The sequence below is a fragment of the Arthrobacter sp. P1_C12_2 genome, assembly GCF_056406415.1.
Genome location: NZ_JBFUAF010000009.1, coordinates 71,534 through 83,731, shown reverse-complemented (window position 1 = coordinate 83,731; position 12,198 = coordinate 71,534). Strand labels below are relative to the sequence as shown.

General features: G+C 70.2%; 10 protein-coding genes and 1 riboswitch. Of the genes, 3 read left to right on the top strand and 7 right to left on the bottom strand.

What is annotated here, in order from left to right:
- The first annotated feature begins 14 nt into the window (after nucleotides 1–14).
- Nucleotides 15–392 (top strand): glyoxalase superfamily protein, encoded by a 378-nt coding sequence (locus AC1DZQ_RS11605; protein WP_090582506.1) that lies wholly within the window; start codon nucleotides 15–17, stop codon nucleotides 390–392.
- A gap of 66 nt (nucleotides 393–458) precedes the next feature.
- On the opposite strand, the gene AC1DZQ_RS11600 is transcribed toward AC1DZQ_RS11605, so the two are convergent.
- On the bottom strand, nucleotides 459–1,013 hold the full coding sequence (locus AC1DZQ_RS11600; protein ID WP_476963649.1) for a hypothetical protein: 555 nt from the start codon (nucleotides 1,011–1,013) through the stop codon (nucleotides 459–461).
- Nucleotides 1,014–1,363: 350 nt separating this feature from the next.
- On the opposite strand from AC1DZQ_RS11600, the gene AC1DZQ_RS11595 reads away from it, so the two are divergent.
- Complete coding sequence (locus AC1DZQ_RS11595) at nucleotides 1,364–2,044, top strand: HAD-IA family hydrolase (RefSeq protein ID WP_476963648.1); 681 nt, start codon at nucleotides 1,364–1,366, stop codon at nucleotides 2,042–2,044.
- A 55-nt stretch (nucleotides 2,045–2,099) separates the two neighbouring features.
- Here the strand turns inward: AC1DZQ_RS11595 and AC1DZQ_RS11590 are convergent, their stop codons facing one another.
- Genes AC1DZQ_RS11590 through AC1DZQ_RS11580 form a run of 3 tightly spaced genes read right to left on the bottom strand, consistent with a single transcriptional unit; the run spans nucleotide 2,100 to nucleotide 7,724 of the window.
- Nucleotides 2,100–4,235, bottom strand: coding sequence for a glycosyltransferase family 39 protein (locus tag AC1DZQ_RS11590; RefSeq protein WP_476963647.1), 2,136 nt, complete (start codon nucleotides 4,233–4,235; stop codon nucleotides 2,100–2,102).
- A gap of 6 nt (nucleotides 4,236–4,241) precedes the next feature.
- Entirely contained in the window at nucleotides 4,242–6,275 is a 2,034-nt protein-coding gene (locus tag AC1DZQ_RS11585) for a glycosyltransferase family 39 protein (RefSeq protein ID WP_476963646.1), read from the bottom strand.
- A complete protein-coding gene (locus tag AC1DZQ_RS11580) occupies nucleotides 6,276–7,724 on the bottom strand; it encodes a bifunctional glycosyltransferase family 2/GtrA family protein (protein WP_476963645.1) in 1,449 nt (482 codons plus the stop codon).
- Nucleotides 7,725–7,931: 207 nt separating this feature from the next.
- Between AC1DZQ_RS11580 and AC1DZQ_RS11575 the strand changes: the two genes are divergently transcribed.
- A complete protein-coding gene (locus AC1DZQ_RS11575) occupies nucleotides 7,932–8,537 on the top strand; it encodes a hypothetical protein (RefSeq protein WP_476963644.1) in 606 nt (201 codons plus the stop codon).
- Between the two features lie 91 nt (nucleotides 8,538–8,628).
- Here the strand turns inward: AC1DZQ_RS11575 and AC1DZQ_RS11570 are convergent, their stop codons facing one another.
- The 3 genes from AC1DZQ_RS11570 to AC1DZQ_RS11560 all read right to left on the bottom strand — a co-directional run bounded on the left by AC1DZQ_RS11570 (nucleotide 8,629) and on the right by AC1DZQ_RS11560 (nucleotide 12,161).
- Entirely contained in the window at nucleotides 8,629–9,471 is an 843-nt protein-coding gene (locus AC1DZQ_RS11570; RefSeq protein WP_476963643.1) for an aggregation-promoting factor C-terminal-like domain-containing protein, read from the bottom strand.
- Nucleotides 9,471–9,630: riboswitch (cyclic di-AMP (ydaO/yuaA leader) on the bottom strand. It overlaps the preceding gene by 1 nt.
- Nucleotides 9,631–9,800: 170 nt before the next feature.
- Nucleotides 9,801–11,399 (bottom strand): HAMP domain-containing sensor histidine kinase, encoded by a 1,599-nt coding sequence (locus AC1DZQ_RS11565; protein WP_476963642.1) that lies wholly within the window; start codon nucleotides 11,397–11,399, stop codon nucleotides 9,801–9,803.
- A gap of 21 nt (nucleotides 11,400–11,420) precedes the next feature.
- Complete coding sequence (locus AC1DZQ_RS11560; RefSeq protein ID WP_026539210.1) at nucleotides 11,421–12,161, bottom strand: response regulator transcription factor; 741 nt, start codon at nucleotides 12,159–12,161, stop codon at nucleotides 11,421–11,423.
- Nucleotides 12,162–12,198 lie beyond the last annotated feature (37 nt).

Here is a 12,198-nt window from a genome sequence, read left to right as displayed (position 1 = left end):
CTAGCCTGTGCGACATGGATTGGAAACTTGAACTCGTGTTTGTGCCGGTGTCCGATGTGGACCGGGCCAAGGATTTCTATGTCAACAAGGTGGGCTTCAACGCCGACTACGACGAGCGGCCCATGGACGGCATCCGGTTCGTCCAGCTGACGCCGCCGGGCTCCGGCTGCTCGATTGCCATCGGCGAGGGCCTCAACGACGCCCCGCCCGGTACGGCCCCGAGCCTGCAGCTTGTGGTCAGCGACATCCAGGCCGCGCACAAGCAGCTCAAGGACAACGGCGTGGACGTCAGCGACGTCGACGTCCAGGACTGGGGGCACTTCGTCCACTTCGCCGACCCCGACGGCAACAAATGGGCCGTGCAGTACATCCCCCACCGGCCCAACGGCTGATCCAACCCGACCGCATGGGGCGGCTTAGCCCCGCGCAGACCCGAATCGTCAGCGTCTCCCGGAGACCTATGCTTGCGGCGCCGGTTCAACGGACTCCACGGCATAGGGTTTGGTCGCGGACCGCAGCAGTGGACGACGCAGGTGCATTTGGTACGGGCCGTTCCGGAACGAGGCGCGGGGGTCCAGCTGGATAACGAGGAGGGGTTCGTCGCGGGCGGCTTCGATCCGCACCACCATCCCGTCCCGCCGCCCTCCCACGAGCAGCGGGGTCGCCGGCTCCACCGCGGTCTCCCTAAGGCGTTCCCGATACTCCGGGGCCGCCGCCAGGAAGAGGATTCCATGGGCGAGGCCAACGACGCTCAGCGGGATTACCACGTCGGCCGGGGGTGCCGGAGCGGGCAGGGGGTGCCCTGGGTCGCTCCGGGCAGAGGACTCTCCGGCTTCGTCCAAGGGCCGGCCGCATTCCCGGCACGGGGTCCGCGTGCCGACGTCGGCCAACAGGGTCACGAGCAGGCCCCTGGGGGCGTGGCCCCATTTGTCGGCCACGACCTGGCACCAGGCAGTGTGGTACTCCCGCCCGTGCTTCATCACGTAGACCTGATCAGCGCCGAGGAGGGGCACCCCCTCCCGCCGTGCTGCCGGCTCGACCGGTTTGAGTCTGCCGAGGCCTCTGGCCTCTGCAGGGGCGGAGTCACTGGCCCTTAAGGTACCTGAGGATCAACGGATTCAGCTGCCGTTTTGGTCTGGGAATTGCGAGGCCTTCCTGTGCGGCGGGAATGCGTTCGCACCCCTCATTACCCCCTACCCAGCTTGCGGGCTTTTCTCGCAAGCCGCCAGTCCGACGGCCACAGCTGGACCCTCTCGGCCATCACCCGGCGGACCATGGTGGCCCCGACCAGTGCCACAGCGGAAACGAAGCGCATCCCCAGCCGTGTCACCCCCGTCCCCGGGCCATGCGGCAGGATGGAGGCATGACCCTTTCAGCCCGTTCCAGTACTACCACCCTGACCGCCCGCGCCGTCCTGTTCGACATGGACGGCACCCTGGTGGATTCCACCAGCATCGTGGAACAGGTATGGACCACGTTTGCAGGGCGCTACGGCCTGGACATCGGCGAGATCCTGCGCTCCTCCCATGGGGTCCAGGCCATGGACACGGTCCGCAGGTTTGCCCCGGCCGGTGCCGACGTCCAGGCCCTCGCGGCCGAGCTCGGCCGGATGGAGCTGGCCGAGACCCGCGGGATTGTCCCGGTGCCGGGTGCGTTGGAGCTGCTGGCGAGCCTGCCGCCGGATGCCGTGGCGCTGGTGACGAGCGCTTCACGGGACCTGGCCGAGGTCCGGATGGCAGCTGCGGGGATCCGCGTCCCGGCCGTCTCGGTCATGTCCGAGGACGTCAGCCAAGGCAAGCCCCACCCTGAGGGATACCTCCGCGCGGCGTCCCTTCTGGGTGTCGCCCCGGCCGATGCCTTGGTGTTCGAGGACGCCCCTGCGGGCATCGCCGCGGGAGTCGCCGCCGGCATCCGGACCGTGGCGGTAGGGCCCAACGCCGGCGACGTGCCGGACGGTGTGCTGCACATTCCCGACTACTCCGGGGTGTCGGTGGCCACGCACGTCACCGGCGCGGGCCTGCGCACCCTGTCCTTCACGTTCTAGACGCCGACGACGCCGGCCACGGCCCGGGCGCCGCCCGCCGGCCAGGGCCGCCCGCCTACCTGGCCAGCAGGTACACGCTGGCCCCGCCCACGGTCCGGGCGGTGAAATTGTCCTGCACCCAGGCGGCAATCTGCGCGGCGTCGTTGGCACCGCTTTCGCCCTGCATCAGGCGGCCGGCGATGAAGTAGTGGATCTTGCCGTCAGCCACGTACTGCTGGAACTGTGCCAGGGTCGGGGCGGGGTCCGTGCCGTTGAACCCGCCCACGGCCATCACCGGAAGCTGCGTCGCCAGCTGGTAGCCGGCGGCGTTGTTGGACCCGACGATCGCGGCAGCCCACGTGTAGGAGCCGGCGTCCGTCTGCAGCGCGGTCACGAGCGCCGCCGGCGGCGTGCTGGCCCCGAGCAGGCCGCCCATTCCGCCCGCCCCTTGCCCGCGGCCAGCGCCGCCAGTGACGGTGCCAGTGCCAGTGCCAGTGCCAGTGCCAGTGCCAGTGCCGTTGCCGTTCGCCGCAGCGCCACCGCCGAAGCCGCCTCCAGCCGCGCTGCCGAGGGACGGCGGCAGCCCGGCCCCGCCCCGTCCGGACAGGGCCGGCCCGGCGCTGACAATCGAGCCGCTGTGGGCCGTGGACGCGGTGGACAGCGAGTAGGCCAGCGGTCCGGCGAGGGCGGCGGCTACGGCGAGCGCCGCCGTCGTCCGCGTCATGATTCTGGACGCCAGCATCCCCGTTCCCTTTACCCCCGCGACCCCCTTGGCCCCGGGGGTCGCGGCGGCCAGCACAAGGCCGGCGGCGGCGAGCGAGCCCAGGAGCGCCACCCAGCGCAGCCACGGCAAGTACGCCGCGGTGCGGACGAGGAGTTCGGCGGCCATGGCCCCGGCCGCCACGATCGCCACGGCGAGGACGGCGGCCGCCACGGGCTGATTCCGCCGCTGCCAGAGCAGGACACTGCCGAGCCCCGCGAGCCCGGCGATCCCGGGCGCCAGCGCAACCATGTAGTACGGGTGGATGATCCCGGCCATGAAGCTGAACGTCAGCCCGGTGACGGCAACCCAGGAGCCCCAGATGATCACTGAGGCCCGTACCGGGTCGGTGCGCGGCGCGCGGCGGCCCAGCCAGAGCAGCCCCGCGCCGAGCAGCAGCACAGAGGGCAGCAGCCAGGCGATCTGGCCGCCGAACTCGCTGTTGAAGAGCCGGAACAGCCCGGGTGTGCCCCAGCCGTTGCTGCCGCCCACACTCCCGGTTTCATCCCCGTTCAGCCGGCCCAGGCCGTTGTAGCCCAGGGTCAGCTCCAGGATGGAGTTGTTCAGCGAACCGCCGATGTACGGGCGGTCCGCCGCGGGAATGAGTTCGACGGCGGCCAGCCACCACCCGGCCGCGACGGCCATCGCCGCGCCCGCGGCAAGCAGGTGAGGGATGCGCCTGCCCGCCGCGGCCGGCGCCGCGAGCAGGTAGGCCAGGACGAAGCCGGGGACAACCAGCAGGACCTGCAGCTGCTTGGTGAGGAACCCGAAGCCCAGGAGCACCCCGGCGAACAGCAGCCAGCGCAGGCGCGCATCCTGGATGGAGCGCACCACGGCGTAGGCGGCCGCGGTCATCAAAAGCACCAGCAGGGCGTCCGGGTTGTTGAACCGGAACATCAGCACGGCCGCCGGTGTCAGCGCCATGACCGCGCCGGCGAGGAGCCCCGCGCGGTGGGCCAGGCCGGCGTCGGCCGTGGCGGGGGCCGCGGCCCGGCGGACGGCCAGATAGACCAGCCAGACCGTGCCGATCCCCATGAGCGCCTGCGGCACCAGGACGCTCCAGGAGCTCAGCCCGAAGATCCGCACCGACAGCCCCATCACCCACAGCGACGCCGGTGGCTTGTCCACGGTGATGGCGTTGGCGGCGTCGGACGAGCCAAAGAACCAGGCCGCCCAATCCTGCGACCCGGCCTGGGCCGCCGCGGAGTAGAACGCGTTCGCCCAGCCGGAGGCGCCGAGGTTCCACAGGTACAGCACGGCCGTGGCCAGCAGCAGGGCCGCCAGTTCCAGCCGCTGCCGCACCGGCCGGGTGCCGGGGACGGCGCGCGTGCCGGCGGCGCCCGGGGGCTCCAGACCCCGACGGCGTTCCGGGACCTGCGGCTGCTGCGAGCCCGGCGTGCGGACCGGCGCCGCCGGCGCTGTGCCGGGGCGGGGGCGCAGGGTGTCAGTCATGGCGGCCTACGCTGCCAACTTGTAGACGGTGGCGTTGCCCACGGTCTGGGCTTGGTAGTTGGCCGCGACCCAGGTGGCGACCTCGGAGTTGCCCCCGCGGCCCCCGCCCATGCCGCCCATGCCGCCCATGCCGCCGGAAATGAAGTAGCCGATCTCGCCGCGGTCCACGATCGCCTGGAACTGTGCGAGCGTAGGGTAGGGGTCGCCGCCGTTCCAGCCGCCGAGTGCGATCACGCTGGTGCCGGTGGCGAGTTCCAGGCTCGCGGCCTGGGTGGCGCCGGAGACAATCGCGGACCACTTGGCGCCGGAGGACTTCAGCAGCGCGGTCAGCTCCGCCGAGGACGTTTCCCCGCCGGGACCGCCGCCCATACCGTCACTGCCGGCCCTGCCTGCTGCCCCGAAGCCGCCGCCCATCGCGGACGCGGTGGGCCCGGAGGTGGGGATCGAACCGGAATGCGGCTGTGCGACGGTCGCCAGCGTCCAGGCGGTGCTCCCGAGCCCGCCGGCGAGCAGGCAGAGGATCACGACGCCGGCCGTGGCGGCCTTGCGGAACCGCGCCGGAAGCCCCGCGATGCTGTCCGCCCGCAGGACCAAAGCCGCGGCGGCGAGCACACCCAGGACCACGATGATGACCCGGAGCCCGGGAAGCCAGGCCGGATCCCGGCCCAGGAGCACGGCGGACCAGACCGAAGTAGCCAGCACCGTCACGGCCAGGACAACCCGGGCGGGCCAGTAGGCCCGGCCCCGCCACAGTTCCAGGGAGCCGATGCCGGCCAGCGCCGCGATCGCGGGGGCCAGCGCCACGGCATAGTACGGGTGCACGGTGCCGCTCATGAAGCTGAAGATTCCGGCCGTGATGACCAGCCAGCCGCCCCACAGCAGGAGCGCCGCACGGGTTTTTGAGGTCCGGGCCTCGCGCCGGGTGAACCACAGCCCGGCGGCCAGCAGGATCAGGGCCGCCGGCAGCAGCCAGGACACCTCGCCGCCGAAACTGGTCCCGAACATCCGGGTGATCCCGGCCGTGCCGCCGAAGCCGACGTTGCCGTTGCCGCCCGGGCCGCCCGCGTTCCCTCCCGCTCCGCCCGGCATGCCCCCGCCGGATCCGGTGATCCGGCCCAGGCCGTTGTAGCCGAACGTGAGTTCCAGGAAGCTGTTGGTCTCCGAGCCTGCCATGTACGGCCGGGCCGAGGCCGGGGTCAGCTGGAAGAGCGCCAGGTAGCTTCCCGCCACTGCCGCGATCCCGGCGGCGGCCGCCAGCAGGTGCAGGACCCGGCGCCCGAGCGTGGTGGGGGCCGCCCACAGGTAGGCCAGGGCCAGCCCGGGCACGATCAGGAAGCCCTGCAGCATCTTGGTCAGGAAGGCCAGGCCGATCACCGCGCCGGCCGCGGCGAGCCACTTCCAGCCGGCCTTCTCGATGGCGCGGGTGGTGAGGTAGGCCGCCAGCACCAGGCACAGGGTGAGCATCGCGTCCGGGTTGTTGAACCGGAACATGAGGGCGGCCACCGGGGTCAGCGCCAGGGCGCCGCCGGCGAGCAGGCCCGCGGCCGGTCCGGACACCCGCTTGACGGTCAGGTAGAGGAGCCCGACGGCGGCAACTCCCATGAGCGCCTGGGGAATGAGCATGCTCAGGGCCGAGAAGCCAAAGATCCGTCCCGCGAGGGCCGGGATCCAGAGGGCGGCCGGCGGTTTGTCCACCGTGATGGCATTACCGGCGTCGAGGGAGCCGAAAAGCAGCGCGGTCCAGTCCTTGGTCCCGGCCTGGATCGCCGCCGCGTAGAAGGAGTTGGCGTAGCCGGTGGCCTCCAGGTTCCACAAATACAACGCCGCGGTAACCGCCAGGAGCAGCGCCGCCGAGGGCCGCACCCAGCGGGGCTGCGGTCCGAACAGCAGCCGGCCCCGGCGGCCCTGGGCTGCCGTCGCCTGGGCTGCGGGCCGATGGGGCGCCGTTTCGGCGTCCCCGGGAACCGGGCCGGGCGTGTCCTGGGCGGCTGGGGGGCTGCCGGCCGGGGCTCCGGCGGTGGGGCTGATGGTTGCCGTCATTTACTTGGCCTTTTCTGTGCGGGGGAGGGAAGGACCGGGGGCGCCGGGCGCCGGAAGGGCCTGCGTGGGCCGGTGCCGGAATACCACCAGCCGGAAAAGCAGGAACTTCACGGCTGTGGCGGCCAGGTTGGCGGCGGTGACCGTGAGCAGTTCAAGCCAGCGGTCCGGTGCCGCTCCCGACGCGGCGTGAACGAGGGCGAGCGCGCCCGAGGTCAGGGCCAGTCCGATGCCGAAGACCAGCAGGCCCTCGAAGTGGTGGCGTGCCGCCTGGCTGCTGCCCTGAATGCCGAACGTGAAGCGCCGGTTGGCCGCGGTGTTGGCCACGGCGGTGGTGAGCAACGCGAGGAAATTTGCCAGCTGTGGGTCCATGAACCCGCGGCAGAGCAGGAAAATCGCCAGGTAGGCCAGGGTGGAGGCCACCCCGATGCTGCCGAAGCGGACGAGCTGTCCGAAGAGGCTTCCGCCCGGGCTTTGTTCCTGGGCCCGCGAGGCGGCCGGCAGCGGTCCGCGGGCCAGGGCGGCGCGCAGGTCGGGAACCGGGATCCGGCCCGAGACCAGGTCCCGGCTCAACCGTGCCATGCCGCGCAAGTCCGCGAGGGCCGTCTGGACGATGTCCACGCTGGAATCCGGGTCGTCGGTCCAGTCCACCGGGACTTCGTGGACACGCAGGCCGCACTTTTCTGCCAGGACCAGCAGCTCGGTGTCGAAGAACCAGGCGTTGTCCAGCGTGTGGGGGAGCAGCTGCCGGGCCACGTCCGCCCGGATCGCCTTGAAACCGCACTGCGCGTCACTGAAGTGGGCGCCCATGAGGGCCTGCAGCAGGAAGTTGTAGCTGCGCGAGATGAATTCCCGCTTGGGTCCGCGGACGACGCGCGAATTGCGGGTCAGCCGCGTCCCGATCGCCAGATCTGAATGCCCCGAAATGAGCGGGGCGAGGAGCGGCCCGAGGGCCGCCAGATCAGTGGAAAGATCCACGTCCATGTACGCCAGGACCGGCGACGGCGAGGCCAGCCACACCTTGCGAAGCGCGTTTCCGCGGCCCTTTTCGGCCATGTGGACCACTTTCACTTCGCGCAGCTCGCGGGCTACCCGTTCCGCGGCCTTGAGCGTTCCATCGGTGCTGGCGTTGTCCGCCACGGTGATCCGGAAGGAATGCGGGAAGGCGCCGAGCAGGTACGCGTGGAGCCGGCGAAGGCAGGCTTCGAGGTCCCGTTCCTCGTTGAAGACCGGGATGGTGACGTCCAGCAGGGGCGTGCTGGCGCGCGTATCAATGGCTGTGCGCCGGCCGCCGGGGCCGGTCAGCGCCCCGGCGAACGGGCCCGGGACGGGCGCCTCGGCCAGCGCGAGCCCCGAGGGTGCAAGTTCTGACTGGGCGGGGGGTGCCGCCGGGCCGGCCGGCGTCGCCGCGGAGCGGGGCAGGGTTCCTGTGGCCTGGTCTGTGAATGTCATGGCTCAACTTTCCCGGCGGCCCATATGAGGGCTTTAGGGTCAAGCTGTGCGGGGGCTGTGGAAGTCGGGGCGGCCGTGTGGGCCGGGCCTGGCTACGCACAAAGGGTGTGGGCCAGTAACTGCCGCGGCATGCCCGGGGGCGGCTGGGATAGGCTCGCTTGGGACCGGAACAAGCATTGATTCCAACTGTAAGGGGCGGGGAATTCCTTGGATCTACTGGGCGGCATGGGCCGCGACGAACTCCGCATCTTTTCTTGGGTTGCGGCCACCGTCTTCGCGCTTGTGGCCGGCGTCTGGCGTCCGCGCAGGCTCTATTGGACTGCGCTTGGTTCCGTCCTGCTCTTCGCAGCCCTCAACGCGGGTGCCGGGATCTACGTCCTGAACCATTTCGGTGATTCGCGCTGGTCTGCGGGGGGAGAACCGCCGCTGAGCGCTCCGTCGTTTTCCGGGACGCCTGTCGTGGGGCAGTTTCTGGGCCCCCTGGACTCCGCTCTGAACGGAGTGGTCGGTGGGGTGAACGAGTTCCTGGCATTCAAGCAGGCACTTCCCGTAGCGCTGGACTTCCTTGCCGCGTCCGGCTGGGCCCTGCTGGTGTCCTTCCCGCTTGCCATTCTCGCCGCCGGCATCAGTTTCGCCGTGGCCAGGCGCCGAACGGCGGACTTCGAAAAATACCGTGCCACCGTTGACCTCCTCAAAGATGAGCTTGAGCAGGTCAAACGGCAGATCTCGTCAGGGAATTCCGTCTACACGGCACTCCCTGCAGAGGACGAGGTCACTGATGTGCGGCCCAGACTGACGCGCAACGTCCGGTGAACACTGCCGCCATTCTCGGCTAACAGTCACACACAGAAAGCCCCGGATCCGTGCGGATCCGGGGCTTTCTTTTGGGCCGGTTAGTGCCGGTTTAGTACCAGTTGTGTGCGTAGTGGAAGTTCAGGGCGCCGCAGGGGGAACCGTAGCGCGACTTGACGTAGTTCAGGCCCCAGTTGATCTGGGTCCGGTAGTTGGTCATGTAGTCGGCGCCGGCGCTCGCCATCTTCGTGGCGGGCAGGGACTGGACCACGCCGTAGGCGCCGCTGCTCGCGTTCGTGGCGGTGGTCTTCCAGTCAGATTCCTTGGTCCACAGCTTGTGCAGGCACTGCATCTGGCCGGGTGCCCAGCCATAGCTGCCCAGCTGGGACGCGGCGTAAGCCTGGGCCCCGGCGGGATCGTCGACGGCAACCGGTGCCGCTGCGGGAGCGGGGGCTGCCTCGGGAGCCGGGGCAGGAGCCGGTGCCGCTGCGGGAGCGGGGGCTGCCGCGGGAGCCGGAGCAGGAGCAGGTGCTGCCGCGGGAGCAGGTGCGGGGGCGGCTGCCGGGATGGGAGCAGCGGGGGTGTGGATCAGCGCTTCGACTGACTTAACCTCCGAGATCTGGGGAGCCACGTTCTTTTCCAGCGTAGCGGTCAGCCCAGCCACCTGGACCCGCTCGAAGTTGAGCTTGGCCAGCGGGTCGGCAATTGTGGCCCTCTGGCTCGCAACGTTCGCCGTGTGGGGGCCCGGCTCTGCCGCCTGGCTGGCGGCGCCGCCACCCAGCAGCAGCGCGCACGCGGCGGTGACGACGGCGGCACGGCGGCCGGTGATGCCGAGCCCGGTGCCCAGCCGGGACAGGGCGGAGGCCTGCGTGGCTGGTTCGGCGCGGTGGCGCGACTTGGTGGAACGGGAATGGGAATCGCCGTCAGGGCGCGTTTGTACCTGGAAATCAGTCATGGTGGCCTCTCAACGCCGGCGGAGTTAGCTGTCGGGTTCGGATGAGGTCATCCGGCCGCACGGAAAATCACGTGTCGGCTTCACCCCGAGGGCGCATGAATGCAGAATGCCCGGGAACTCTGGGTCCCCCGCCTCTGCCTGGTCCAGCGGAATCCGGGAAGCGGCAGAGTTTGGCGTCCGTCCGGATATGCGGCACCAATGGCGGCGCACGCTAAAGACGCTACAGGACCCAGCCACATAAGTCACATTTTGGTAACAGGAGTCACAGCGCCGGGGTGTCGGCTTGCGCTGGATTTACCGGCACGGCCGGCCCGGCGTTCTGTGGCTGGTTACGCCGCCGGCGGCGCCGCGGGCAGCCGCACGGCGAACTCCGTGCGGCCCGGCCGGGACGTGACCTCGACGGTTCCTCCGTGGGCCTCCACGATCGACTGGACAATGGACAGGCCCAACCCGCTGGTGCCCTCGGAAGTCGGCGCGGCAGTCGCCGTGCCCTGACCTCCGCGGCTCCCGGAAGCGGCGCCGGAAGCCGAGCGTGCGCCGGCCCCGAACCGGGCTCCCGCCGTCGCTACGGCTGAGTTTGCCGGGATAGCGGCGGGGTTGGTGCGCGCGGCGTCGGCCCGGGCGAAGCGGGCGAAGACCCGGCCGATGAATTCCGGAGCGATGCCGCTGCCGTTGTCCGTCACGGTGACCACGGCGCTGCCATCAGCCGACCGCATGACGCCGGTGACCACCTTGGTCCCGGGATCCGTGTGCTTGCGTGCATTGGACAGGAGGTTGGCCAGGACCTGGTGAAGCTGGGTCGCATCACCGCGCACCACCACGGGTTCGTCCGGAAGCTCCAACTGCCAGACGCGGTCCGGGGCCATGACCTTCTCATCGCTCACCGTCTCGATGGCCAACTGGGTGAGATCGACGTCGGAGATCTTGAGCGGCTGTCCCTCGTCCAGGCGGGCCAGCAGCAGCAGGTCCTCCACGAGGGTGGTCATCCGCTCGGACTGGCTTTGCACGCGGGCGAGGGATTTCTCGCCGTCGGGGGTGAAGTGCTCGGTCATCCGCATCAGCTCCGTGTAGCCGCGGATGGCCGTGAGCGGGGTGCGGAGTTCGTGCGAGGCGTCGGCGACGAACTGCCGCACCTTCATCTCGCTCTCCTGCCGCGCCTCGAGGGCGTTCGAGACGTTGTCCAGCATCTGGTTCAGCGCGTAGCCCACGCTGCCCACCTCAGTTCCGCGATGGGCCGCCGACGCCGGGACGCGCACCCCGAGCGCCACCTCGCCGGCGTCCAGCGGGAGACGGGAGACCTTGGTGGCCACCTCGGAGAGCTGTTCCAGCGGCTTCATGGTCCGCCGGATCAGGGCCGTGCCGGCCAGGCCGATCAGCACGAGTCCGCCCGCAGAGACCACCACCATGGTCCACACCAGCGAGGCCAGGGTGCTTTCCTTTTCCGCCAGCGGAAGCCCGGTGACAATCACGTCGCCATAGGGTGCCCGCACGGCCGTGAGCCGGTACGCGCCGGCCGAGAGGGTCCGGTCCACGGGCGCACCGTTCGGGGTGAGCGCCAGCAGGACGGCGTTGTCGTCGGGGGAGAGGCCCCTGCGGGTGGCGTCCCCGGCCAGGAAGCCGGCGCTGCCGACCTCGCCGTCTTCCAGACGGGCGTTCAGCGTCCCGACGCCCTGCCCACGGGCTTCGAGGGGGTCGGGGCGGCCGCCCGGGTTACCGGGCACGGGCCGGCCGAACTCGCTGGAGCGGTGAGAGGCATTGCTGAGCTGGTCATCGAGCTGCCGGGTGAGGAACAGGTCCATGGAGGCGTAGCTGAACAGTCCCACAGCGCCGCAGATGGCCACGAGCAGTGCCATGGCGACCAGGACCAGCCGGGTGCGCAAATGCCACGTGGACGGGTTGCGCCAGTCGCGTCCGGGGACGCGGGTCATGCCGGAAAGTGTGGGCACGGATCAGTCCGCCGGTTTAAGGACATAGCCGGCTCCGCGCACCGTGTGGATCATGGGAGCGTGGTTGGCGTCGACCTTCTTGCGGAGGTAGGAAATGTAAAGTTCGACGATGTTCGCCTGCCCGCCGAAGTCATAGTCCCAGACCCGGTCCAGGATCTGGGCCTTGCTGATGACCCGTTTGGGGTTTTCCATGAGGTAGCGCAGCAGCTCGAACTGCGTGGCGGTCAGGTGCAGCTCCTCACCGGCCCTGGTGACTTCGCGGGTGTCGACGTTGAGCACAAGGTCCCCCACCACGAGTTCGGCGGTGTCCATGGCGGCCACTCCGGAGCGCTGGACCAGCCGGTGCAGGCGCAGCAGCACCTCTTCCATGCTGAACGGCTTGGTGACGTAGTCATCGCCGCCGGCTGCCAGTCCGGTGATGCGGTCCTGGACGGCGTCCTTGGCCGTGAGGAACAGCGCCGGCACTTCCGGCGCGAACGCGCGGATCCTGCTCAGCAGCTCGACGCCGTCGAACCCGGGCAGCATCACGTCCAGCACCAGCACGTCGGGGCGGAATTCCTTGGCTAGCCGGACGGCTCCGGGACCGTCTTCGGCCACGGCCACGGACCAGCCGGCCATCCGCAGGCCCATGCTCATGAGCTCGGAGAGGCTGGGCTCGTCGTCCACCACCAGCGCGCGGATGGGCGAGCCGTCCGGATGCGTGAGCTGGGGAAGGTTGTTAGTCATGGAGTGCGAAGTGGCCATGGGACAACTCTCCGATCTGCCGGTTAGGCGGGGCTTT